Origin of the sequence: Serratia sp. BNK-17 (assembly GCF_048684935.1) — a bacterium.
GTDB classification, from domain to species: domain Bacteria; phylum Pseudomonadota; class Gammaproteobacteria; order Enterobacterales; family Enterobacteriaceae; genus Serratia; species Serratia nematodiphila.
This window is the reverse complement of sequence record NZ_JBLQTR010000001.1, coordinates 4,273,871-4,297,655: the sequence shown is the minus strand read 5'-3', so window position 1 is coordinate 4,297,655 and position 23,785 is coordinate 4,273,871. Positions and strand designations below refer to the sequence as shown.

Here is a 23,785-nt window from a genome sequence, read left to right as displayed (position 1 = left end):
TTTTTTGGAGTCATGAGCAATGAGCATATCCCAAGTTCCGCTTTCGCGGCGGCGGTTTATCGTCGGCGCCGGGGCGTTGGTGATCGGCGCCTATCTGCCGTCCACCGGCGCGCTGGCGCGCTCGAACGCCCCGGCCGCCTCCGGCACGGCGGCGTTAGACGCCAACGCCTTCGTTCAGATTGGCGCCGACGGCGTCGTCACCGTCATCAGTAAACACACCGAAGTGGGCCAGGGGGTCTATACCGGCATGGCGACGCTGGTCGCCGAAGAGCTCGACGCCGACTGGGCGCAGGTGCGGGTCGTGGCCGCGCCGGTGGACACCAATATCTACAAGAACCTGGCGTTCGGATTCCAGGGTACCGGCGGTTCCAGTTCGGTGGCCAATGCCTATGAGCAAATGCGGCGCATGGGCGCCATGGCGCGCGCGCTGCTGGTGCAGGCCGCCGCGCAGAGCTGGAAAACCTCGGCGCAGGAAATCACCGTGCAGGCGGGCAAGATCCGCCATGCCGCCAGCGGGCGAGAAGCGGGCTTTGGCGAGTTCGCCGCGCTGGCCGCCACGTTGCCGCCGCCCGATCCCGCCAGCCTGACGCTGAAGGACCCGGCCAATTTCATCCTGATCGGCAAAACGCGCGGTTTGCACCGCGTCGATTCGCTGGCGAAAACCAACGGCAGCGCGCAGTTCTCGCAGGATATCCACGAGCCGGACATGCTGACCGTCACCATCAAGAAACCGCCGCGTTTCGGCGGCAAAGTGGCGACCTTCGACGCCGAGCGGGCGCTGGCGGTGCCGGGCGTGGTGGCGGTGAAACAGGTTGCCACCGGCGTAGCGGTTTACGCCAAAAACACCTGGGCGGCGATCCAGGGGCGGGAACGGCTGAGGGTCACCTGGGACGATGCGCAGGCCGAACGGCGCAACACCGAGGAGATCTACGCCGAGTTCCGCCAGGTGGCGCAGAAAACCGGCGTGGTGGCGAAGAGCCACGGCAAGCCGGACGAGGTGTTCGATAAGGCCGACAAGGTGATCGAGGCTGAATACACCTTCCCGTACGTCGCCCACGCGCCGATGGAGCCGCTGGACGGCTATCTGTTCTGGGACGGCGAGAGCGTTAAGGCGCGCTACGGTTGCCAAATCCAGACGCTTGACCATAAGCAGCTGTGCGATCTGTTCGAGCTGCCGCCGGAGAAGGTGCAGATTGAAACCATTCTGGCGGGCGGCAGCTTCGGCCGGCGCATCGATTTAGGCAACCCGACGCTGGGGCCGGATCTGGCGGCCGACATGGCGGCGGCGGCCAAGGGCATCGGCCCCGGTCACGGCGTGAAGGTGGTGTGGACGCGCGAGGACGACATCCGCAACGGCTGGTATCGCCCGATGATCCTGCACCGCCTGCGCGGCGCCATTCGCGGCGGCAAGGTGGTGGGCTGGATCGATACCGTGGTCGGCCACTCCTGGACGCGCCACAGCGCGATGGATGCGCTGGTGGTCAACGGGCTCGATCAAATGATGGTCGAGGGCGCCAGCGAGGTGTCATACACCTTCGAAGCCTTCCGCTGCGATGCGCACATCGTGCCCGGCAAGGTGCCGACCACCTCGCTGCGGTCGGTCGCCAGCACCCACACCGGCCACGCGGTGGAGAGCTTTATCGATCAGCTGTTGCAGGAAACCGGGCAGGATCCGGTCGAAGGGCGGCTGGCGCTGATGGGCGATGCACCGCGCGCGGCGGGCGTGCTGCGGGCGGTGGCTAAAGCCGCCGACTGGCAGGGCGCCAAGGTGGTGGACGGGCGCGCGCGCGGCGTGGGCGTCGCCAAGGCGTTCGATACCTATGTGGCGCAGGTGGCCGAGGTGTCGATCGGCGAAGGCGGCATCCCGAAAGTGCATAAAGTGTGGTGTGCGGTGGATTGCGGCGTGGCGGTGAACCCCGACGTGATCCGCGCGCAGATCGAGGGCGGCATTGGTTACGGCCTCAGCATGGCGCTATACGGCAATATCACGCTGAAAGACGGCGTGGTCGAACAGTCCAATTTCAATAACTTCCGCCCGCTGCGTATCGATGAGATGCCGGAGATCGAGGTGATCATCGTGCCCTCGACCGAGAAACCGACCGGCGTGGGCGAGCTGGGGGTGCCGACCATCGCCCCGGCGGTCGGCAATGCGCTGGCGCTGCTCGGGCGGCCGCGCACCTCGCTGAGCCTGCCGCTGCATAATCCCACTGCGAATCCGGCGTCTGACAAGGAGAGAACCTGATGATTCATTTAACCGTAAACGATCAGCCGCTGACATTTGAGGGCGATCCGCACATGCCGCTGCTGTGGTTTTTGCGTGACGAAGCCGGCCTGACCGGCACCAAGTTCGGCTGCGGCATCGCCATGTGCGGCGCCTGTACCGTGCATCTGGACGGCGTGCCGGTGCGTTCGTGCATGACGCCGGTCTCCGCCGCCGTCGGCAAGAAAATCACCACCATCGAAGCCGTGGGCGCCACGCCGGAAGGCAAGGCGGTGCAGGAAGCCTGGCTTGATCTGGACGTGGTGCAGTGCGGTTACTGCCAGTCCGGCCAGATCATGAGCGCCAGCGCGCTGTTGGCGCAAAGCAAGGATCCGAGCGATGCGGACATTGACGCGGCGATGGGCGGCAACGTCTGCCGCTGCGCCACCTATGTGCGCATTCGCGCCGCCATCCACCAGGCCGCCAAGGCGTTGGGTTAGGGAGAGATGCGATGAGCAATGCCTTGAAAGGGCTGTTATGGCTGATTATCGCCGTGGTGGTGTTGGCGGGAGGATACGCGCTGTACACGCTGCTGCGGCCCACCGGCGCTGAGCCGGCGGCGCCGATCGCCGGGGCGCCGGCCGGCATGACCGACAAACTGGCGCGCGGCGAGTACCTGGCGCGCGCCGCCGACTGCGTGGCGTGCCACACCGCGCCGGGCGGCGCGCCTTATGCGGGCGGCTTCGCCTTCAAATTGCCGTTCGGCACCATTTACGGCACCAACATCACCGCCGACAAGGAGACCGGCATCGGCAACTGGAGCGACGATCAGTTCGTGCGCGCGGTGCGTGAGGGCATCGGACCGCAGGGCAACCTGTATCCGGCGATGCCTTATACCTCGTACACCGGGCTGAGCCGCGACGACGTGCTGGCGATCAAGGATTATCTGTTCAGCCTGCCGCCGGTGAAACAGGCCAACCCGCAAAACGAGCTGTCGTTCCCGTTCAACCAGCGCTGGGGCATGAAATTCTGGAACCTGGCGTTCTTCCATGAGCAGCGCTTCGCGCCGGATCTCAACAAGGACGAACAGTGGAATCGCGGCGCCTATCTGGCGACGGCGCTGGGCCACTGCGGCGAGTGCCATACGCCGCGCAATCTGGGGTTCGGTCTTAACCAGAGCAAGCACCTGAGCGGTGAAGTGGTGCAGGGCTGGTTCGCCGCCAACATCACGCCGGACAAACAGACCGGCATCGGCGGCTGGAGCGACCAGCAGCTGTCGCAATATCTGACTACCGGCCATGCGCCGGGGCGTAGCAGCGCCGCCGGCCCGATGGCGGAGGCGGTGGAAAACAGCCTGCAGTTCCTGACGCCGGAAGATAATCTGGCGCTGGTGAAATACCTGCGCGACATCGAGCCTATCGCCGGCGACGGCGCGGCGGCGGTGAACCTGCAGCCGAAGGGCGCGGGGGCTTCCACGCCGATCCTGCCGGGCGGGCAAGACAGTTCGCTTGGGCGCCGGGTGTTCGCCAACGACTGCAGCGGTTGCCACCAGTGGAACGGGCCGGGCCGCCAGAGCGAGTACGCATCGCTGGTCGGCAGCACGGCGGTGAACGATCCGCAGGGGCGCAGCGTGGTGCAGGCCATCCTGAAGGGGACGAGCATCAGCGTCGGCGAGCGGCATGAGATGATGCCGGCGTTCGGCAGCGCCTATTCCGACGAGGAAGTGGCGGCGGTCGCCAACTTTGTGGTCGGCCATTTCGGCGACAAGCAAGGCAAGGTCACCGCCAAACAGGTGGCGGAGCAGCGTAAGCAGTAAAGAAAAGCGGCGAGGGAGATTCTCCCTCGCCACGCCGTCAGCGGCTGCGCCGCGACATCACCCGTTTGTCTTTCGGCCGATCCTGCCAGTCCTCAACCTGGTTATTGAAGTTGTCCGCCAGCAGGTAGGCCGGGGTTTTCGCCAGCCAGTCGGACAACGAAATATCCTGATAAATGCCGTTGTCCATCACGATCAATACCTTCAAATCCTCATCGCCGATGTTCTCGATGTAATGGCCGAAGCCCTGCGGCACGTAACCGACGTCCGAAGGGGCGTACTCTTCCGTCTGCGCGTGGCCGTGCGAGCTGAACACCGTCATTCGGCCTTTGCCGGAGATATAGTATTGCCATTCGTTGGCATTGGGGTGCCAGTGCAATTCCCGGATCGCGCCGGGTTTCACGATCTCGATGATGCCGGTCATGGTGGTGGAGATGGGGAATTCTTTCGACGACACCAAATGGACGCTGCCCGCGTCATTTTCAAAGAACGGCTTTTGCTTCATTAATTCATAACGGTGGGTCAGCGGGGCGTTATTTAATCCGCCGTCGTTTTTCGGCAATGGCAAGGCGGGCGGAACGGCGCCGCCGACAATATAAGCTTCACCCAGTTTGGCCTTGGAAAATACCGCCGCCGGCATGTTGACGCTTTTTTCCAATACCTCTTTCGGCATATGCGCCACCCAATCGGTGATGCTGAAGGTGCCGAATTCGGAGAAATGGCCGTTATCGAACGCCAAAATAAAATGCGCGCCGTCCGCCAACGCCTGAATGGAATGGCCGTAACCTTTTGGGAAATACCAGACGTCGCCGGGCCCGAAATCCGCCACTTCGCATTTGCCCTCGGGATCGAGAATGGTGATGCGCGCATGGCCCTCCAGCATAAACGCCCATTCGGCGGCGATGGCATGCCAGTGCAGTTCGCGCACGCCGCCCGGTTCCAGCGTCATGTCGACGCCGGCCACGCCCTCGGAGATCGGGAATTGCTCGACGGTGGCTTCGCGCGCCCAGCCGCTGGGCAGGCTGCGCTTTTTGCTATCGGTGAATTTGTATTTATAGAGATGCTGCGCATCGGCAGGCGGCTGATAGCTGCTGGGGGGCACGATATTGCGATGGTCGTCAGCAGCGGCATTTTTGGCGATGCCGCCGATCATGCCGGCGGCGGCCGCGCTGACGGCGGAGACTTTCAATATATCACGACGCGATAGCATAGCATTTTCTCCAATATAAAGCCGTGCGCCTGCAGAAGCAGGCGACAGGGAAGGCGCGATCGCCATTGAAATGATTTTTGTCATCGGCGGGAATAGGCTTTGACCCTTAAATCCTAGCGGCTGGAAGGTATTGCGTAGGCGCTTATTTGTTTGCGTTTGTTACTAAGTGAGTGCAGGTTTAATTAATTAAACGGAAGTTGAATAGTCATGGATTGGAATTAATTTTCACCGCGCACAGGCTTAAATAAATAATAAACGAACGTCATTTTTTATTGGCCGTTCGGGCTATTTTTATGACTGCCCCACGGTCTCCAGCACCAGCTGACGAAAGCGCTCGACGAGGTTAAAGGGTGACAACAGCCTGAAAACCCATTTCAAGTCATTACGTAATGCATTAATTTGTGTAAAATCAGAGTTAACCCAATACCGTTGAGAACTTTGCTATGGCTGGCGTAAACAAAACACATCTGACCGAAACGGACATCATCACCAAATTTATTCTGCCGGCGGTCAAGGAAGCCGGTTGGGATGTGATGTCACAGATTCGGCAGGAAGTGAAACTCCGGGATGGTAAGATCGTGGTGCGCGGAAAACTGGCTTCCCGTATCAAAGTCAAATCCGCCGATATCGTTCTCTACCACAAGCCAAACTTGCCATTGGCGGTGATCGAGGCAAAAGCCAATCAGCACGCCATCGGCAAAGGGATGCAACAGGGGCTGGATTACGCCGGGCTGCTTGACGTTCCCTTTGTGTTCACTTCCAACGGCGATGGTTTTATCTTCCATGACAAAACCAATCCACAGCAGTTGGAGTCCGAAATTGCACTTAGCGACTTTCCAACGCCTGAACAGCTATGGCAGAAATACTGTGTCTGGAAAGGGTTCACGCAGGAACAATTGCCGGTCATCAGCCAGGATTATTACGATGATGGCAGCGGCAAGTCTCCCCGTTATTATCAGATGCAGGCGGTGAACCGAACGGTCGATGCCGTATCGGCGGGGAAAAACCGCGTTTTATTGGTGATGGCGACCGGCACGGGCAAAACCTATACCGCGTTTCAGATCATCTGGCGGCTGTGGAAAGCGAAAAACAAAAAACGCATTCTGTTCCTGGCGGATCGCAACATTCTGGTCGATCAGACCAAAAATAACGATTTCCAGCCGTTTGGTAACGCCATGACCAAAATTACCGGGCGCACCATCGATCCGGCCTATGAGGTTCATCTGGCATTGTATCAGGCGATAACTGGCCCCGAAGAGTATCAAAAAGCCTACAAACAGGTGGCGCCCGACTTCTTCGATCTGATCGTGATCGACGAATGCCACCGCGGCAGCGCTTCCGAGGATTCTGCATGGCGCGAAGTTCTGGAGTATTTCGGCAGCGCCACCCAGATTGGCCTGACGGCGACGCCGAAAGAAACCGAAGACGTCTCCAACATCGACTACTTCGGTGATCCGGTGTACACCTACTCGCTGAAAGAGGGTATTGAAGACGGCTTCCTCGCGCCGTACAAAGTAGTGCGTGTGGATATCGACGTTGACGTACAGGGATGGCGGCCGCTTAAAGGGCAGTTGGATAAATACGGCGCAGAAATTGAAGATCGTATTTATAACCTGAAAGATTTTGACCGCACGCTGGTGATTGATGAGCGCACCATGCTGGTGGCGCAGACCATCACCGATTACCTCAAGCGCACCAACCCGATGGATAAGACCATCGTCTTCTGCAACGACATCGAGCATGCCGAGCGTATGCGTCACGCGTTGGTGGTGCTGAATCCCGAACAGGTCCTGAAGAACGAAAAATATGTGATGAAAATCACCGGCGATGATGACGCAGGTAAGGCGCAGCTGGATAACTTTATCAATCCTAAAAAAGCCTACCCGGTTATCGCGACGACCTCCGAGTTGATGACTACCGGCGTGGATGCTCAAACCTGTAAATTGGTCGTGCTGGATCAGAACATCCAGTCGATGACCAAGTTCAAACAGATCATCGGGCGCGGCACGCGTATCAACGAAAAGTACGGCAAACTGTGGTTCACCATTCTCGATTTCAAAAAAGCGACCGAGCTGTTTGCGGATGAGCGCTTTGACGGCGTACCGGAAAAAGTGCTGGTCGTGAAGCCTGACGATATTTCAGACGCGGAGTCTGATTTTAATGAACGGTTGGATGCCGAAGAGAACACAGAAGAGGCCTACGGTGCTGCACATGAAGAACCGGCGGAATACCAGGCCAATCCGGATAAACCGGCGGGGAACGGTGAATTCCATCAGGATGACGACGGCAAAACCCGTAAATTCTATGTCAATGGCGTGACCGTCAGCGTGCTGGCCAAACGTGTTCAATATTACGATGCCGATGGCAAGCTGGTCACTGAATCTTTCCAGGATTACACCCGTAAAACCTTGCTCAAAGACGGTGAGTTCGCCTCGCTTGATGGCTTTGTGCGTAAATGGCAGGCGGCGCCGCGCAAACAGGCCATTATCGAAGAGCTGGAACAATTGGGTATCCTGTGGGATGTGCTGGCCGAAGAGGTGGGGAAAGATCTCGACCCGTTTGATTTGCTCTGCCATGTGGTGTACGGTCAGCCGCCGTTAACGCGCCAGGAGCGCGCCGCCAACGTGCGTAAGCGTGACTATTTCACCAAATACGCCGAACCGGCGCAGCAGGTGCTCAGCACGCTGCTGGATAAATATGCCGATGAAGGGGTTCAGGAAATCGAAGACGTTCAGGTCTTGAAACTGAAGCCGTTCGATACGCTGGGGCGCCCGCTGGAAATCATCAAAACCCGCTTCGGTGACAAGCAGGCTTACGAACAGGCGGTTAACGAACTGGAAAACGAAATCTATCGGTTGCCGCCGCGTTTCGCCTGATAGCGCATAAACATTTTGCCACGGGTTGCTCCCGCAGCCGGTGGCATCCTTTTTTTAGTATGGAAAGAAAACATGTCGATTAGCTCAGTGATTAAATCCCTTCAGGACATTATGCGTAAAGACGCCGGCGTAGACGGCGACGCGCAGCGCCTTGGCCAGCTTTCGTGGCTGCTGTTTCTGAAAATTTTCGATACCCAGGAAGAAGAGCTGGAACTGGAGCAGGATGATTACCAGTTCCCGATCCCGCAGCGCTATTTATGGCGCAGCTGGGCGGCGAACAGCGAAGGGATCACCGGGGAAGCACTGCTGGAGTTCGTCAACGACGATCTGTTCCCGACGCTGAAGAACCTCACCGCGCCTATCGACAAAAACCCACGCGGTTTTGTGGTCAAACAGGCGTTTAGCGATGCCTATAACTACATGAAAAACGGCACGTTGCTGCGCCAGGTGATCAACAAACTCAACGAAATCGACTTCAGCAGCAGCCAGGAACGCCATCTGTTCGGCGATATCTACGAACAGATCCTGCGTGACTTGCAAAGTGCCGGTAATGCGGGCGAGTTCTACACCCCGCGCGCCGTGACGCGCTTTATGGTCAACCGTATTGACCCGAAACTGGGCGAGTCGGTCATGGATCCGGCCTGCGGCACCGGCGGTTTTCTCGCCTGTGCGTTTGACCATGTGAAAGAGCATTACGTCAAAACGACCGAAGACCACAAAACGCTGCAAACGCAGATTCACGGCGTAGAGAAGAAACAGCTGCCGCACCTCTTGTGCACCACCAATATGTTGTTGCACGGCATTGAGGTGCCGGTGCAAATTCGCCATGACAATACGCTCAACAAGCCGCTGTCTTCCTGGGATGAGCAGATTGACGTGATCGTCACCAACCCGCCGTTTGGCGGCACCGAAGAAGACGGCATCGAGAAGAATTTCCCGGCCGAGATGCAGACCCGTGAAACCGCCGACCTGTTCCTGCAGCTGATTATTGAAGTGCTGGCCGATAAAGGCCGTGCGGCGGTGGTTTTACCGGACGGCACGCTGTTTGGCGAAGGCGTGAAAACCAAAATCAAAAAGCTGCTCACCGAAGAGTGCAACCTGCACACCATCGTGCGTTTGCCGAATGGCGTGTTTAACCCGTATACCGGAATCAAAACCAATATTCTGTTCTTCACCAAAGGTCAGCCAACTAAACAGGTGTGGTTCTACGAGCATCCGTACCCGGACGGCGTAAAGAACTACAGCAAAACCAAACCGATGAAGTTTGAAGAGTTCCAGGCCGAAATCGACTGGTGGGGCAACGAAGCGGACGGTTTTTCCGGCCGCGAGGAAAACAACCAGGCGTGGCAAGTCAGCATCGACGACATCATCGCCCGCAACTTCAACCTCGATATCAAAAATCCGTACCAGGGTGAAACCGTCAGCCACGATCCGGATGAACTGCTGGCACAGTACCAGGCACAGCAGGCGGAAATCAGCGAGCTGCGTAATCAGCTTCGCGACATCCTCGGCGCTGCGCTGGCCAGCAACAAGGGGGCGCACTGATGAGCGTTGAGAAACTGATCACAGACCATATCGATATCTGGTCCTCGGCCTTGCAAACTCGATCTACCGCCGGGCGAGGCAGCAACGGCAAAATCGACCTCTATGGCATTAAGAAACTGCGCGAGCTGATTCTGGAGCTGGCGGTGCGTGGCAAATTGGTGCCACAGGACCCGAATGATGAACCGGCGTCTGAGTTGTTAAAGCGTATTGCTGCCGAGAAAGCGGAGCTGGTGAAGCAGGGTAAAATTAAAAAGCAAAAACTACTGCCTGAGATCAGCGAGGACGAGACGCCTTTTGAATTGCCGGCAGGTTGGGAGTGGCGGTGCTTCGATGAGATTATCAACCCACAATATCCAATATCTTATGGAGTGTTAGTCCCTGGTGAACCAGAAGTAGGAGGGGTGCCATTTGTACGAATCGGTGACATAGCCATGATCAACCCGCCAATGTTACCAGAAAAAACCATCAGCCATTTAGTTGCTGCAAAGTATGAGCGCACTCGTCTGAATGGCGGCGAAATTCTTATGGCAGTGGTAGGTTCAATCGGAAAACTTGGAGTAGCGCCTGATAGTTGGAAAGGAGCAAATATTGCACGTGCGTTATGCAGAATTGTTCCTGTGTCGAATTTATCAAAGGAATTTATTTTACTTCTCTTACAAAGCAAATTAATGCAAGCTAGCTTTAAAGGCGATACACGAACATTAGCACAGCCAACGCTAAATGTTGGTCTAATCAAAACATCTATCACTCCAATTCCACCGATTACAGAACAATATCGCATCGTTGCTAAAGTTAATGAACTGATGTCCCTTTGTGACCAACTGGAACAGCAATCGCTAACCAGTCTGGACGCGCATCAGCAACTGGTAGAAACCCTGCTGGCAACGCTGGTCGATAGCCAACATGCCGAAGAACTCGCAGAAAACTGGGCGCGAATCAGCCAGCATTTCGACACACTCTTTACCACCGAAGCGAGTATCGAGGCGCTTAAGCAAACCATTCTGCAACTGGCTGTTATGGGTAAACTGGTGCCGCAAGATCCTGACGACGAACCGGCTTCTGAACTGCTTAAACGTATTGAGCAGGAAAAAGCGCAATTGGTAAAAGAAGGGAAAATTAAAAAGCAAAAACCGTTGCCGCCAGTGAGTGATGAGGAAAAACCGTTTGATTTGCCGGAGAGGTGGGAGTGGTGTCGCATCGGTGAAATCATTGCAAATATGGATGCTGGCTGGAGTCCCGCTTGCTCTCCTGAATCATCCCCCAATGACAATATTTGGGGAGTATTAAAAACTACTGCAGTGCAAAGTTTGGAGTATAGACAACAGGAAAATAAAATCTTGCCAAGTAGTAAACTGCCCCGACCTCAATATGAGGTTCAGGATGGTGATATCTTAGTAACAAGAGCGGGACCAAAGAATAGAGTCGGTATTTCGTGTTTAGTTGAAAAAACACGGCCTAGGCTAATGATATCGGACAAAATTATCAGATTTCATTTAATTTCAAATGATATATCTGCAAAATATATTTCTTTATGCCTTAACTGTGGGGTGACAGCTGATTATTTGGAAGCATCGAAATCTGGTATGGCTGAAAGCCAAATGAATATATCCCAAGAAAATTTGAGGTCAGCACCAGTGGCACTTCCTCCTGCGGCAATTCAATGGAAGGTAATATCCACAATTGAAGACTTTTTCAAAGTATATGACCAACTCAAATCTCGTCTCCAATCCGCCCAACAAACCCAGCTCAACCTGGCGGATGCGCTCACTGACGCAGCATTAAACTAAGGAACAGACGATGCCGGTTCATCATGCAATCTGGCGGATAGGGGAGAATCCCCAGCCACTGACCATCAGCAAACTCGCCAGCGAGCAACTGCTGGAGAAGATGATTTTAAACGACCCCACTATTCTCTCTGACCAGTGGATGATTATTGGGCATCAGGAAAATACGCTCGATAAGGGACGTATCGATTTGCTGGCTATCGCGCCGGATGCCTCGTTGATTCTGATTGAGCTGAAGCGCGATCGCACGCCGCGCGAGGTCGTGGCGCAGGCGCTGGACTATGCCTCCTGGGTGGATGACCTTACCGCCGATCGCCTGTCGCAGATTTACGAAAAATTCTCCGGCGGCGGCAATCTGGGGGAGGCGTTTAAGCAGCGCTTCAACACCGAGCTTGAAGAAGATTCTCTGAATCAGTCACATCAAATTATCATCGTGGCGGCAGAGCTGGATCCCTCGACCGAGCTCATCGTGGACTATCTCAGCAAGAATGGCATCTCCATTAACGTGCTGTTCTTTAAAGTGTTCCAGCACGGTGACGATCAGTTCTTAAGCCGCGCCTGGCTTCTCGATCCGAGCGAGACGCAGACCAATGCTGCGCAGGCCACCGCAGGAACCAGCGCTAAAACCAAAGATCCCTGGAATGGGGAATTCTATGTTTCATTTGGCGATCCGTTAAGCCGGAGCTGGGAAGAAGCGCGTCGCTACGGGTTTATCAGCGCCGGTGGCGGCAGTTGGTACAGCCAGACCTTAAAGCAGCTCCAGCCCGGCAACCGCGTGTGGGTAAAGATCCCGGCAATGGGCTATGTGGGCGTCGGTTTGGTTCAGAGTGCTGTAGAGCCTGTCAGCAGTTTTACGGTTAACACCGAAGACGGTGAAAAACCGGCGATGGAAGTGCTTAAGTATCGCGAGCTGTATCGCCGCAATGCCGATGATCCGGACAAGTCAGAGTATTTTGTCCCGGTAAAATGGCTGGAAACCCGCAGTGAAGAAAATGCGGTCAATGAGGTCGGCTTCTTTGGCAATCAGAATACGGTATGTAAACCGACGGCGCCGAAGTGGCGCCATACCATTGAGAAGCTGAAACGCTATTTCCGCCACTGGGATGCGGACGCGTAATGGGGCTGAACGATGCGATCGCCATCATCAACTCTCCCCCACGGTCTCCAGCACCAGCTGACGAAAGCGCTCGACGATCGGCGAAGCCGGGCTGCGGCGCAGCGCCAGGTAAAGCGGGGCGCTGAGCTGCGCCTCTGCGGCGAGAGTGCGGTAGACGATGCCGTCGCCGCCCAGCCGCCGCATGGAACCGGGCACGATTGACACCCCCAATCCGGCGCCGACCAGGCTGAGGGTGGCCGGCAGGCGCGGCGCTTCCTGCACGATGCGCGGGCTGAAGCCGGCGCGGTGGCAGGCGGCCAGAATGGCGTCGTACAGCCCCTGGCCGGCCGGGCGGCGATAGAGAATAAACGCCTCGTGAGCCAGTTCGGTCAACGGCAGCGGTTGCTGCGTTTCTTGCGCCAGCCGATGGCCCAGCGGCAGGGCGACGATCATCGGCTCGCTGAGCACCGGCTCGACGCTCAGGCCGGGAATGCCGTTGGCCGGCGAACGCACGAAGGCGGCGTCGAGGCGCTGTTCCAGCAACGCTTCCATCAGTTCGCCGCTGCCGGCCTCTTCCAACTGAGTAGTGATGCCCGGCAGGATGTCGCGGTAGCGGCGCAGCAGGTTGGGCACGAACGGGTGCAGTGCAGCGGAACTGGTGAAACCGATAGCGATGTGGCCCTGCTCGCCGCGGGCGGCGCGCTGCACCGCTTCCCGCAGGCGTTCGGCGCGCGCCAGCAAGGCGCGGGCTTCTTCGAACAGCACGCCGCCCGCTTCGGTGACGCGCACGCCGCGCGGCAATCGTTGTAACAACTTCACGCCCAATTCATCTTCCAACCCCTGCAACAGGCGGGTCAGCGGCGGCTGCTGGATAAACAGCCGCTCGGCGGCGCGGGTGATGTTGCCTTCTTCCACCACGGTGACGAACGCCCGCAGGCGACGCAGTTCAATCATAACCATACCTCAAAGGTATCTTTCGTTGTTCCGGAATGCATTAGACATCATGGCACGGCGGCGCGCATGATACCAGACATCAAAACAAGCGATGTGGAACGGCAATGTCATGTCAGATATCAATACGATAAAACCGCACCCGGCGGCAGCGCCGGGCAACGCGGCGCTGTTTTTGGGCTTTCTGTGGCTGGGGCTGATCGGCTTCGGCGGCGTGCTGCCGATGGCGCGCAGCATGTTGGTGGAGCGGCGGCGCTGGCTGAGCGGCGAACAGTTCACCGAGCTGCTCGGGCTGTGCCAGTTCCTGCCCGGCGGCAATGTGATCAACCTGTCGGTGGCGGTGGGCATGGAGTTTCGCGGGCTGCGCGGCGCGCTGTGCGCCTTGCTGGGCCTCATCAGCGCGCCGACGGCGATCGTAGTGGGGCTGGGCATGGTGTACGCCCGCTTCCAAAACGATCCTCATGTGCAGCATGTGTTCGCCGGTCTGGCCGCCGCCGCCGCCGGGTTGCTGCTCTCGACCGGGATTAAGATGCTGCTGCCGCTGCGCGGCAAGTGGGCGGCGCTGGCGATTGTGGCGCTGGCGCTGATCGCCATTGCTTGGCTGCGCTTGCCGCTGCTGCCGACCATGCTGGTGCTGGCGCCGCTGAGCATTCTGCTGATGTGGCGGTGGCCGTCATGAGCGGGGTGTTGATGGCGTTGGCGCTGATTTTCACCGAGCTGTCTCTGCTGGCGTTCGGCGGCGGCATGACCATTCTGCCGGAGATGCAGCGGCAGGTGGTGGAGGTGCATCAGTGGATGAGCGCCCAGGAGTTCAGCGCGCTGTTCGCCATGGCGCAGGCCGCGCCGGGGCCGAACATGATGATCGTGCCGCTGGTCGGTTGGCATGTGGCCGGCTGGGCGGGGCTGCTGGTGTCTTCGGTCGCCAAGTTCGGGCCGTCTTCCATCGTCACGCTGCTGGTGATGGGCGCCTGGCGGCGCTTTAAGGATCGCCCGTGGCGCCGCATCGTGCAGGCCGGGCTGGTGCCGCTGACCGTGGGGCTGGTGGTGGCCAGCGGCCTTTTGATCGCCGAGGCTTCCGCGCCCAATTGGCGGCTGGCGGCGATCGTGGCGCTGGCGACGGGATTGAGCATGAGCAAGCGCCTCCATCCGCTGTGGGTGCTGGCCGGTGGCGCGCTGCTTGGCTTGCTGTTCGCCTGAAGGATTAGCGCGGGATCAGCACAAAGCGCGAAGGGCCGTTGCGGTCGATCAGCTCATAGCGCTTCGGCGCGGTCAGGGCCAGAAACGCCACCATGCTCCCTTCGGCGTCGGTCAGCGTCATGCCGTCCGGCGTCGGCCGCCAGGCGACCGGCAGCGCGTGCAGCGCCAGCGGCTGCAGGCATTCGGCTGAGGCGCTGAAGCGGAAGGCGTTGGTATTGGCTACCGCTTCGTCGCTCAGCTGCACCTCGCAGACGGTTTTACCGCCGCCGATGGCGGCGAGCTGCCAGTCGCCCTTCAGCGCGGCGGGTTCCAGCAACGGCAGTGAACTGCCCAGGGCACTGCTGCACAATACGCTCATAACGACTCCTGTCAGGCTGGCGCGGCGCAAGGCGCGCATAAGGAAATGGGTTGGCATCGGGTCACTCCTTTCGGCTGTCCGTTCACACCTTAGCACGTTCCCGGCGGGATGATGAGGCAAGGATTAGGTTTTTTAATCCTCGATATTTCTGATCTAACCGGCGATAACATGCCCAAAAAGACGAGTCATTAGCCTGCCGATACGCTTATCTTTCTCATTAATACTGCGCTAATACAAATCGTTATGATTATTTCCGCCTTAACGCCCGGCGCGGTGATGCGCGGCGGCGTGGGCTCGCGCCGTCGGGGTTAATTACTATACTGGTCAATCCTAAGCCTTGGCTTAGATTAGAACGACTGATGAATAGTCTTACAAAGCGAGTGGATTCCTACTGTGTAAAAGGAGAATGCAATGAGCAGTCGCCACAACGACATTTTGCAAGATGACGATGAGTTCACCAGCCTGGCCGCCACATCCCCCAACGATCACAACTATCAGTTTTACTATCACCAGCCCGGCAGCCCCTATGACGGATTGGGCTACGGCGCGCTGTTTACGCTGGATAACGCCAACCTGTACAGCAACCAGCGCGGCGGGGCAGCCATCAACAACCTGGGTAAAATCCGCGATAACTTCAGCTTCGATCGTGCCGCCGATCAGCTGACGCGGCCGGGCCTGACGCACAACGGCGATCAGGTGTATCACCAGCCGGTGGCTCTGACCTATTCCTTCCTGACGCAGAGCGCGCTGAACCGCATCGGCCAGACCGGCGACGGCGACAAGGGGCTGCAGCCGCTGACTCAGGCGGCGCAGGCTCAGGCGCTGAAATCGATGCAGGCCTGGGCCGACGTGGCGAACGTGACCTTTACCGAGGCGGCGTCCACCGATATCAACCACCGTGCGGACATCACCTTCGCGTACTTCACCCAGCGCGCCGACGGCAGCACCGCAGCCGGCAGCGGCCCGAATGCCATCAACGCTTACGCCTATTACCCGCCGAGTTCCAAAGCGGGCAGCGATAACGCCTTCGCCGGCACGGTGTGGTTCAACAAAAACTTCGCCACCCATAAGGCGCCGGTTAGCGGCGACTTCAGCAGCCAGACCTTTACCCACGAGCTGGGCCATGCCCTGGGGCTGGCGCACCCGGGATCTTATGACGCCTCGCTGGGCAACCCGAGCTACCAGAACGATGCCGCCTATTATCAGGATTCGTTGCAATACTCGATCATGAGCTATTTCAACGCCGGTTACACCGGCGCCGACACCAAAGGGGTGTACGGCTATGGCCCGATGGTGGATGACATCGCCGCGATCCAAAAACTGTACGGCGCCAACATGAGCACCCGCACCGGCGACACGGTGTACGGCTTCAACTCCAACACCGGGCGCGATTTCCTGACCGCCACGGCGGACAACGGCAAACCGGTCAACTTCGCGGTGTGGGACGCCGGCGGCAACGACACGCTGGACTTCTCCGGCTACAGCCAGCAGCAGATGATCAACCTGAACGACGGCGCGTTCTCCAGCGTCGGCGGCGGCACGCAGAACGTCGCCATCGCGCGCGGGGCGATCATCGAGAACGCCATCGGCGGCAGCGGGCGCGATCTGATCATCGGCAACGATCAGGACAACCTGCTGGCGGGCAACGCCGGCTCCGATATCCTGTACGGCGGCCTGGGGGCGGATCATCTGTGGGGCGGCAAAGACGCCAATAACTTCACCGACTATTTCGTCTATCTCAACGCCAAAGAGTCCACGGTGGCGGCGTTCGACGTGATTGAAGACTTCGAGCACGGCATCGACAAGATCGATCTCTCCGGCCTGCGCTTCAACAACAGCCTGAGCGAGCTGCGCTTTATCGACAGCGGCAGCGCCTTCAGCGGCCAGAAAGGCGAGATCCAACTCAACTTCGACGCCTTCAACGGCACCACCGATCTGTTGATGAACACCCAGAGCAACAGCTACGCCGCCGACTTCAAGATCCACGTGGTCGGGCAGGTGGAGCAGAGCGATATTCTGTTTGCCTGATGGCGAGGAAGGAAAAGAGAAAAGGGCCGAACGGCCCTTTTTTTACGACTGGGCCGCTGCGCTTTCCACCGTGAAGTCGCCGGTGGCCACCTCGCCGGCGCGGCGGTAGTGGGCCACGATCACGCCGCCGGGCGAGACCACCGATTGGGCCAGCGTGAAGGCCGCCGGCGCGGCGTTGTCATCGAACAGCCGCTTGCCTGCGCCGAGCAGCACCGGGTAGGTGAGCAGGCGCAGTTCATCCACCAGATCGTTGGCCAGCAGCTGTTGCATCAGGGTGCTGCTGCCCTGCACCAGCAGCACCGGCCCCTGGGCGCGCTTCAGCTCGCGCAGCCGGGCGATGATGTCCCGCCCCAGCCACTGGCTGTTCTGCCACGCCAGCGTCTCGCCGTGGTGGGTGGCGACGTATTTGACCGCCTGATTGAACGTGCGGGCGATATCGGCCGAAAACGGGTCAGCCTCATCGGTGATCTGCGGCCAGTAACCGGCGAAGATATCGTAGGTGCGCCGCCCGAGCAGCAGATCGAAAGGCGCTGAGAAAAGATCGCTCATCGTTTCCGCGACGGCGTCATCCCAGTAGGGGGTGGTCCAACCGCCGAAGCGAAAGCCGCCGCTGCGGTCTTCGTCCTGCCCGCCCGGCGCCTGCATCACGCCGTCGAGGCTGATGAAGGCGCTGGCAATAATCTGTCGCATGGCTGTCTCCTGCAGTTGAGTGCCAGCTGAAAGTTTAGCCGCCGTGCGGCAGCCGCGCCAACCGGCCGCTCAGGGTTCCAGCGCCTTGAGCAGCGCCTGATGGAAACGCTCCGGCTCCTCCATCTGCGGCGCGTGGCCGAGCCCGGCGAACTCGATCAGCGTGGCGTGCGGGATCAGTTTCGCCGCCTGTTTGCCTAACACATCATAATGCCCGATTTTGGCCTTGACTGCCGGCGGGGCGATATCGCTGCCGATGGCGGTGGTGTCGGCGGTGCCGATCATCAGCGTGGTGGGCGTTTGCAGATCCTTGAACTCGTAATACACCGGCTGGGTGAAGATCATGTCGTAGATCAGCGCCGAGTTCCACGCCACCAGGCGATGGCCCGGCCCGTTGTTCAGCCCGGCCAGCATGTCCACCCAGCGATCGTACTCCGGCTTCCAGCGGCCGCCGTAGTAAGTGTGCTGCTCATAATTGCGGATGCTCTCAGCGGAGGTGTTCAGCTCGCGCGCGAACCATTGATCGACGCTGCGCCACGGCACGCCTTTCGCCTTCCAGTCCTCAAGGCCGATCGGGTTGACCATCACCAGCCGTTCCACCGCCTGCGGGTACATCAGGCTGTAACGCGTGGCCAGCATGCCGCCGGTGGAGTGGCCGATGACGATGGCCTTGCTGATGTTCAGGTTCTGCAGCAGGCCGTGGGTATTTTGCGCCAGCTGCTGGAAGCTGTACTGGTAATGCGCCGGCTTGGTGGAGGAACAAAAACCGATCTGATCCGGCGCGATCACGCGATAACCGGCCTTGCTCAGCGCCTTGATGGTGTCCTGCCAGGTGGCGGCGCAGAAGTTTTTACCGTGCAGCAACAGCGCGGTGCGGCCGTTGGCGGCGCCTTCCGGCGGCACGTCCATATAGCCCATTTTTAACGGCTGCCCCTGCGAGGTGAAGCTGAACTGCTGCAACGGGTAGGGGTAGTGAAAGCCCTGCAGCTCCGGGCCGAACGTCGGCGTTTCGGCGGCGCCGGCGGCGAACGCGGCCAGCGCGGCGCACAGCAGCGCGCTACGGGTGAATCTCAGCATCCTGATCTCCTGAAAAACGGACGAAAGCCGAGTATAGCCATAATCGGCGCGGCGGCGCGCCGGTGGATTCAGATAATTCTGTAATATGACGGTTTGATTCCCGGCCAGATTCCGGCACCGCTCTTTTGCACAGTGAACGCGGTCACGCCGCGCAACATTCGCCGTATCTGATGGTTTTATTTCAAGGCTAAGTTATGCGATGCTTAAGCATTATTTATGCAAAAGGATCCTCGCATGTCCGCTTTATCCCGCTGCGCTTTCAGCGAAGGCAGCGTCGCTTTGCCGGAAGGCTATGCCGATCGTACGGTCAACGTCCTGTTGGCCGGCGATGATGTTTCCCCCTCAGTCAATATTTCCCGCGATGCGCTGCAGCCGGCGGAGAGCCTGGAAAGGTACGTCACCCGCCAGCTCGATGCGCTGGCGCAGGGGCTGAAAGGCTGGGCGTTCAAAAGCCGCGAACCGGCGACGTTGGGCGATGGGCTGGCCGCCGGTGAGTGGGTGCGCGCCAGCTACCTGCGCGACGGCAAACGCATCTGGCAGAACCAGGCGGTGTTCGCGCTGGCGGAGGGCCGGGTGCTGGTGTTCACCCTGGCGATGGCGCGCAAGCTGACGCCGCAAGACGACGCGCTGCTGCAGCAGGTGCTGAGCAGCTACCGGGCGGCCTAACGATGAACTCTTTGCGTAAAAGGAACTTACGATGACCGAAGCGGCTCGCGTCGGCGATACCATCGGGCATTCCCATGCCCTGGCCGGCATGATTGCCGGCACCCTTGTCGGCGGCCTGATCGCCGCCGCAGGCGCGGTGGCGGCGGGCGCGCTGTTCGTTGCCGGCCTGGCGGCTTCCTGTATCGGCGTCGGCGTGCTGCTTATCGGCGCCAGCCTGGCGGTGGGGTATCTCACCGGGGAGGCGGCCACCGCGGCGCGCGACGGCATTGCCGACGCCGGTGCCGGTAGCCTGACCCCCAAAGGCAATATCGTCACCGGCTCCCCCAACGTCTTCATCAACGGCAAACCCGCTGCGCTCGCCACCAACAGCCAGGTGGCCTGCAGCGACGACGGCCCGAGCATGCAGATGGCGCAGGGCTCCGATAAGGTCAGCATCAACGGCCAGCCCGCCTCGCGCGTGGGGGACAAAACCAACTGCGACGCGCAGGTGATGGAAGGCTCGCCCAACGTGTTTATTGGCGGCGGCACCGTCACCACCTTGCCGATCAAGCCCGAAGTGCCGGATTGGCTGTACAAGGTCTCTGACCTGACGCTGTTGTTCGCCGGCCTGGTGGGCGGCGTGGGCGGCGCCGCCGGCAAGCTGGGGGCGCTCGGCAAACTGCTGGGCAAGCTGCCCGGCATCAACAAACTGGCGCGCATCGCCTGCCGCGCCGGCACCCTGATGACCGCGACCGCCGCGGTCGGCATTATCGCCCGGCCGGTGGATATCGTCAGCGGCCAGAAATTCCTCGACGGCGAAGACGATCTCGATTTCGTGCTGCCTTCGCGGCTGCCGGTCGCCTGGCAGCGCTATTGGCGCAGCGGCAACCCCGGCGACGGCGTACTGGGCCGCGGCTGGAACCTGTTCTGGGAGAGCAGCCTGCAGCCGTATCAGGACGGCCTGGTGTGGCGTGCGCCTTCCGGCGACTTCGTCGCTTTCCCTATGGTGCCGCGCGGCCATAAAACCTACTGCGAAGCCGAAAAAAGCTGGCTGATGCACAACGACGACGGCAGCTGGCAGCTGTTTGACGTCGGCGAACAGATTTTCCACTACCCGCCGCTGGCGGGCGACCAGCCGAGCCGGCTGAGCATGATCACCGACGCCATCGGCAACGCCACCTCGCTGTTTTACGACGATGAGGGGCTGCTGAGCGAACTGGTGGACAGCGCCGGGCAGCGCCTGATGTGCCGCTATGCGCAGGGCCGCCTGCGTGCAGTGGCGCTGCAAACCGCCGACGGTGAACGGACGCTGGCGCGCTACGGTTACGATGAGCAGGGCCAACTGACGACGGTGAGCAACCGCGCCGGTGAGGTGACGCGCCGCTTTGGCTGGCGCGACGGCCTGATGATCAGCCACCAGGACGCCGCCGGGCTGCTGAACGAATACCAATGGCAAGAGCTCGACGGCGTGCCGCGCGTGACGGCCTACCGCAACAGCGCCGGGGAATCCCTTGAGTTCGGTTACGACTTCGCCGGCGGGCGCCGCAGCGCGGTGCGCGGCGACGGCAAACGGGCGGAGTGGCGGCTGGATGACGACGACAACGTGGCGCAGTACACCGATTTCGACCAGCGCCGCTACGGTTTTATCTACCAACGCGGCGAGCTGTGCAGCGTGCTGCTGCCCGGCGGCGCGCAGCGCCAGAGCGAATGGGATCCTTACGGCCGCCTGCTGTCGGAGACCGATCCGCTCGGCCGCGTGACGCGCTATCAATATTCGCGCAACAGCGGCCGGCTGTTCGCCGTCGCCTACCCGGACGGCAGCAGCGAGGCGCAGCATTGGGACACGCTGGGGCGCCCGACGCGCTATGTCGATGCGCTGGGCAATGCCACGCTGTACCGTTATCCGGATGACGAAGAGAGCCTGCCCGCTAGTGTGATCGACGCGCTGGGCGGGGAAGTGAAGCTGGAGTGGGACGCCCGCGGCCAGCTGACGCGCTACACCGACTGTTCCGGCAGCGTCACGGCTTATACCTACGATGCGCTGGGGCAACTGACGACGCAGACCGATGCCGAAGGCCATCAGACGCGCTACCTGTGGGATAACGGCGGCCGCCTGCACACCCTGATCCACCCGGACGGCGGCGAAGAGCGCTTTAACTGGAATGCGCACGGCCAGCTGGCCGAACATCAGGACGCGCTGGGCAGCCTGACCCGCTGGCAGTACAACGCCCTGGGGCTGCCGGTCAGCATCACCGATCGCATCAACCGCACCCGGCGCTATCACTACAGCCCGCAGGGCTGGCTGACGCGGCTGGAGAACGGCAACGGCGGCGAATACCGCTTCAGCTACGATGCGGTGGGCCGCGTGCTGACCGAAGAGCGCCCGGACGACACCCGCCACGATTATCGCTACGGCGCGGCCGGGCTGCTGGAGGAGCACCGCGAGGTCGGCTTGCCGGGCAACGCAGGTGAGCTGACTCAGCGCGAACAGCGCTTCCGCTTCGACGAGGCGGGGCAGCTGGTCTGGCGCGGCAACGCCAGCGCTGAATGGCATTACCGTTTCGACGCCATGGGGCGGCTGCGCGAGCTGAACCGCCTGCCGACGGCGAGCGGCGCGGCGCTGGGCATCGAGCCGGACAGCGTGCAGATGCGCTATGACGCCGCCGGGCGGCTGCTCAGCGAACAGGGCGTGAACGGCGAGCTGCAATACCAGTGGGATGCGCTGGCCAACCTGCAGGCGCTGACGCTGCCGCAGGGCGATCGCCTGCAGTGGCTGTATTACGGCTCCGGCCACGCCAGCGCCATCAAATTCAACCAGCAGGTGGTGAGCGAATTCATCCGCGATCGCCTGCACCGGGAAACCGGCCGCAGCCAGGGCGCGCTGCAGCAGCAGCGGCGTTACGATGCCCTGGGCCGCCGTAGCTGGCAGAGCAGCGCCTTCGGCCACGATAAACTGACCCGGCCGGAAGACGGCGTGCTGTGGCGCGCTTATCGCTACACCGGCCGCGGCGAGCTGGCCGGGGTGAGCGACGCGCTGCGCGGCGAAGTGCACTATGGTTACGACGCCGAAGGCCGCCTGCTGCAACACCGCGAACCCAATCAGGGCAAACCGGGCGCGCGGCTGGTGTACGATCTGGCGGATAACCTGCTGGGCGAGCGCAGCCCGCAGAACGACATCGACGCGCACCTGCCGCTGGCGCCGATCGCCGACAACCGCCTGACGCACTGGCAAAAACTGTTTTACCGTTACGACGCCTGGGGCAACCTGATCAGCCGGCGCAACGGCCTGTACGAGCAGCACTACCGCTACGACGCCGACAACCGGCTGGTGCAGGCGCACGGCCGCGGCCCGCAGGGTGAGTTCGAGGCGCAGTACCATTACGACGCGCTGGGCCGCCGCAGCAGCAAAGCGGTGCGCTACAAGGGCAAAACCGAACAGACGACCCGTTTCCTGTGGCAGGGCTACCGGTTGCTGCAGGAGCAGCGCGACGACGGCAGCCGCCGCAGCTGGAGCTACGATCCGGCCAGCCCGTGGAGCCCGCTGGCGGCGCTGGAGCAGGCGGGCGACAGCCGCTCGGCGGATATTTACTGGTACCACACCGATCTGAACAGCGCGCCGCTGGAGGTGACCGACGCAGCGGGCAACCTGTGCTGGTCCGGGCAATACGACACCTTCGGCAAGCTGCAGGGCCAGACGGTGGCCGGCGCGGCGAAGCGCCAGGGCGCGCAATATCAGCAGCCACTGCGCTACGCCGGGCAATATCAGGACGACGAAAGCGGCCTGCACTACAACCTGTTCCGCTACTACGAACCCGAGGTGGGGCGTTTTACCACGCAGGATCCGATAGGGTTGCGTGGCGGGTTGAACCTGTATCAGTATACGCCGAACCCGCTGATGTGGGTGGATCCGCTGGGGTTGATGAGTTGTGGGGTTTCTAAAGGCTTTGCTAGAAAAGATAGAATCGCTCGCAGATGGGTGGATAAACTATCTGGCAAAAAGCCAGCTGATGTTGACGCGTTTTTAACTAGTCGCGGTTGGGCAAAGCATTACCCTCAAGCAGGCAGACCAGAAGCAATTCAACATACTCAATATGTGCGAACAACGAAATCGGGTGCGACATATAAACTTGATTATCACCCCGGAGGTAATGCAAGTCAGCCTAATATTCATGGCAATGATTATTGGAAGGTTTATAAGGTTGAGAATGGTGAGGATGTTGTTTTTGGTAGAATTGGGCATGGTGAATTTAAAAATTACGATCTGATAAAAGATTCACCTGTGTACGTTGATGGAGTTATTAAGAATGGTGGTGTCTAA

At 60.0% G+C, this 23,785-nt stretch carries 17 protein-coding genes; 12 read left to right on the top strand and 5 right to left on the bottom strand.

What is annotated here, in order from left to right; all coding sequences use genetic code 11:
- The first annotated feature begins 19 nt into the window (after positions 1-19).
- From ACMGF7_RS20405 to ACMGF7_RS20395, 3 genes are read left to right on the top strand one after another with little or no spacing between them, the layout of a single operon-like run.
- Complete coding sequence (locus ACMGF7_RS20405; protein ID WP_049240143.1) at positions 20-2,242, top strand: xanthine dehydrogenase family protein molybdopterin-binding subunit; 2,223 nt, start codon at positions 20-22, stop codon at positions 2,240-2,242.
- Positions 2,242-2,700, top strand: coding sequence for a (2Fe-2S)-binding protein (locus ACMGF7_RS20400; RefSeq protein ID WP_004940763.1), 459 nt, complete (start codon positions 2,242-2,244; stop codon positions 2,698-2,700). The genes ACMGF7_RS20405 and ACMGF7_RS20400 overlap by 1 nt, the downstream gene beginning before the upstream one ends.
- An 11-nt stretch (positions 2,701-2,711) precedes the next feature.
- Positions 2,712-4,016 (top strand): c-type cytochrome, encoded by a 1,305-nt coding sequence (locus ACMGF7_RS20395; RefSeq protein ID WP_197842756.1) that lies wholly within the window; start codon positions 2,712-2,714, stop codon positions 4,014-4,016.
- Positions 4,017-4,053: 37 nt separating this feature from the next.
- On the opposite strand, the gene ACMGF7_RS20390 is transcribed toward ACMGF7_RS20395, so the two are convergent.
- Positions 4,054-5,223: a cupin domain-containing protein gene (locus ACMGF7_RS20390; RefSeq protein ID WP_049240145.1), complete on the bottom strand. Its 1,170-nt coding sequence runs from the start codon at positions 5,221-5,223 to the stop codon at positions 4,054-4,056.
- A gap of 443 nt (positions 5,224-5,666) precedes the next feature.
- On the opposite strand from ACMGF7_RS20390, the gene hsdR reads away from it, so the two are divergent.
- The 4 genes from hsdR to ACMGF7_RS20370 all read left to right on the top strand — a co-directional run bounded on the left by hsdR (position 5,667) and on the right by ACMGF7_RS20370 (position 12,545).
- Complete coding sequence (gene hsdR, locus ACMGF7_RS20385) at positions 5,667-8,099, top strand: EcoAI/FtnUII family type I restriction enzme subunit R (protein WP_411261277.1); 2,433 nt, start codon at positions 5,667-5,669, stop codon at positions 8,097-8,099.
- Positions 8,100-8,171: 72 nt separating this feature from the next.
- The gene (locus tag ACMGF7_RS20380; protein WP_420286615.1) at positions 8,172-9,644 is read left to right on the top strand and encodes an N-6 DNA methylase; all 1,473 of its coding nucleotides are present in this window, start codon (positions 8,172-8,174) and stop codon (positions 9,642-9,644) included.
- Positions 9,644-11,431 (top strand): restriction endonuclease subunit S, encoded by a 1,788-nt coding sequence (locus ACMGF7_RS20375; protein ID WP_420286614.1) that lies wholly within the window; start codon positions 9,644-9,646, stop codon positions 11,429-11,431. Before ACMGF7_RS20380 ends, ACMGF7_RS20375 begins: the two co-directional genes overlap by 1 nt.
- Positions 11,432-11,441: 10 nt before the next feature.
- Complete coding sequence (locus ACMGF7_RS20370; protein WP_420286613.1) at positions 11,442-12,545, top strand: nuclease; 1,104 nt, start codon at positions 11,442-11,444, stop codon at positions 12,543-12,545.
- A 27-nt stretch (positions 12,546-12,572) separates the two neighbouring features.
- On the opposite strand, the gene ACMGF7_RS20365 is transcribed toward ACMGF7_RS20370, so the two are convergent.
- Positions 12,573-13,484, bottom strand: coding sequence for a LysR substrate-binding domain-containing protein (locus ACMGF7_RS20365; protein ID WP_420286611.1), 912 nt, complete (start codon positions 13,482-13,484; stop codon positions 12,573-12,575).
- 103 nt (positions 13,485-13,587) lie between these two features.
- Between ACMGF7_RS20365 and ACMGF7_RS20360 the strand changes: the two genes are divergently transcribed.
- A complete protein-coding gene (locus ACMGF7_RS20360; protein ID WP_351110080.1) occupies positions 13,588-14,154 on the top strand; it encodes a chromate transporter in 567 nt (188 codons plus the stop codon).
- Positions 14,151-14,672, top strand: coding sequence for a chromate transporter (locus ACMGF7_RS20355; RefSeq protein WP_041922337.1), 522 nt, complete (start codon positions 14,151-14,153; stop codon positions 14,670-14,672). Before ACMGF7_RS20360 ends, ACMGF7_RS20355 begins: the two co-directional genes overlap by 4 nt.
- A 4-nt stretch (positions 14,673-14,676) precedes the next feature.
- Here the strand turns inward: ACMGF7_RS20355 and ACMGF7_RS20350 are convergent, their stop codons facing one another.
- Positions 14,677-15,030, bottom strand: a complete 354-nt coding sequence (locus tag ACMGF7_RS20350; RefSeq protein WP_171453976.1) for a protease inhibitor Inh/omp19 family protein — start codon at positions 15,028-15,030, stop codon at positions 14,677-14,679.
- Positions 15,031-15,441: 411 nt separating this feature from the next.
- Here ACMGF7_RS20350 and ACMGF7_RS20345 point away from each other — a divergent pair, with 411 nt between their 5' ends.
- Entirely contained in the window at positions 15,442-17,058 is a 1,617-nt protein-coding gene (locus tag ACMGF7_RS20345) for a serralysin family metalloprotease (protein ID WP_197752639.1), read from the top strand.
- Positions 17,059-17,100: 42 nt separating this feature from the next.
- Here ACMGF7_RS20345 and ACMGF7_RS20340 read toward each other — a convergent pair whose 3' ends face one another.
- Together ACMGF7_RS20340 and ACMGF7_RS20335 are read right to left on the bottom strand one after the other, a co-directional pair.
- Positions 17,101-17,748: a dihydrofolate reductase family protein gene (locus tag ACMGF7_RS20340; protein ID WP_420286609.1), complete on the bottom strand. Its 648-nt coding sequence runs from the start codon at positions 17,746-17,748 to the stop codon at positions 17,101-17,103.
- A 69-nt stretch (positions 17,749-17,817) separates the two neighbouring features.
- Positions 17,818-18,822: an alpha/beta fold hydrolase gene (locus ACMGF7_RS20335; protein WP_021504547.1), complete on the bottom strand. Its 1,005-nt coding sequence runs from the start codon at positions 18,820-18,822 to the stop codon at positions 17,818-17,820.
- A gap of 234 nt (positions 18,823-19,056) precedes the next feature.
- Between ACMGF7_RS20335 and ACMGF7_RS20330 the strand changes: the two genes are divergently transcribed.
- Complete coding sequence (locus tag ACMGF7_RS20330; protein WP_420286608.1) at positions 19,057-19,488, top strand: DcrB-related protein; 432 nt, start codon at positions 19,057-19,059, stop codon at positions 19,486-19,488.
- Between the two features lie 31 nt (positions 19,489-19,519).
- Positions 19,520-23,785, top strand: a complete 4,266-nt coding sequence (locus ACMGF7_RS20325; protein ID WP_420286607.1) for an RHS repeat-associated core domain-containing protein — start codon at positions 19,520-19,522, stop codon at positions 23,783-23,785.

Excerpts from the sequence above, each read along its gene's own strand:
- ACMGF7_RS20380 (WP_420286615.1), top strand. The coding sequence starts at position 8,172 with ATGTCGATTAGCTCAGTGATTAAATCCCTTCAGGACATTATGCGTAAA.
- ACMGF7_RS20390 (WP_049240145.1), bottom strand. The coding sequence starts at position 5,223 with ATGCTATCGCGTCGTGATATATTGAAAGTCTCCGCCGTCAGCGCGGCC.
- ACMGF7_RS20335 (WP_021504547.1), bottom strand. The coding sequence starts at position 18,822 with ATGCTGAGATTCACCCGTAGCGCGCTGCTGTGCGCCGCGCTGGCCGCG.
- ACMGF7_RS20355 (WP_041922337.1), top strand. The coding sequence starts at position 14,151 with ATGAGCGGGGTGTTGATGGCGTTGGCGCTGATTTTCACCGAGCTGTCT.
- ACMGF7_RS20370 (WP_420286613.1), top strand. The coding sequence starts at position 11,442 with ATGCCGGTTCATCATGCAATCTGGCGGATAGGGGAGAATCCCCAGCCA.
- ACMGF7_RS20325 (WP_420286607.1), top strand. The coding sequence starts at position 19,520 with ATGACCGAAGCGGCTCGCGTCGGCGATACCATCGGGCATTCCCATGCC.
- ACMGF7_RS20360 (WP_351110080.1), top strand. The coding sequence starts at position 13,588 with ATGTCAGATATCAATACGATAAAACCGCACCCGGCGGCAGCGCCGGGC.
- ACMGF7_RS20350 (WP_171453976.1), bottom strand. The coding sequence starts at position 15,030 with ATGAGCGTATTGTGCAGCAGTGCCCTGGGCAGTTCACTGCCGTTGCTG.
- ACMGF7_RS20365 (WP_420286611.1), bottom strand. The coding sequence starts at position 13,484 with ATGGTTATGATTGAACTGCGTCGCCTGCGGGCGTTCGTCACCGTGGTG.
- ACMGF7_RS20375 (WP_420286614.1), top strand. The coding sequence starts at position 9,644 with ATGAGCGTTGAGAAACTGATCACAGACCATATCGATATCTGGTCCTCG.
- ACMGF7_RS20400 (WP_004940763.1), top strand. The coding sequence starts at position 2,242 with ATGATTCATTTAACCGTAAACGATCAGCCGCTGACATTTGAGGGCGAT.
- ACMGF7_RS20405 (WP_049240143.1), top strand. The coding sequence starts at position 20 with ATGAGCATATCCCAAGTTCCGCTTTCGCGGCGGCGGTTTATCGTCGGC.
- ACMGF7_RS20345 (WP_197752639.1), top strand. The coding sequence starts at position 15,442 with ATGAGCAGTCGCCACAACGACATTTTGCAAGATGACGATGAGTTCACC.
- ACMGF7_RS20340 (WP_420286609.1), bottom strand. The coding sequence starts at position 17,748 with ATGCGACAGATTATTGCCAGCGCCTTCATCAGCCTCGACGGCGTGATG.
- ACMGF7_RS20330 (WP_420286608.1), top strand. The coding sequence starts at position 19,057 with ATGTCCGCTTTATCCCGCTGCGCTTTCAGCGAAGGCAGCGTCGCTTTG.
- hsdR (WP_411261277.1), top strand. The coding sequence starts at position 5,667 with ATGGCTGGCGTAAACAAAACACATCTGACCGAAACGGACATCATCACC.
- ACMGF7_RS20395 (WP_197842756.1), top strand. The coding sequence starts at position 2,712 with ATGAGCAATGCCTTGAAAGGGCTGTTATGGCTGATTATCGCCGTGGTG.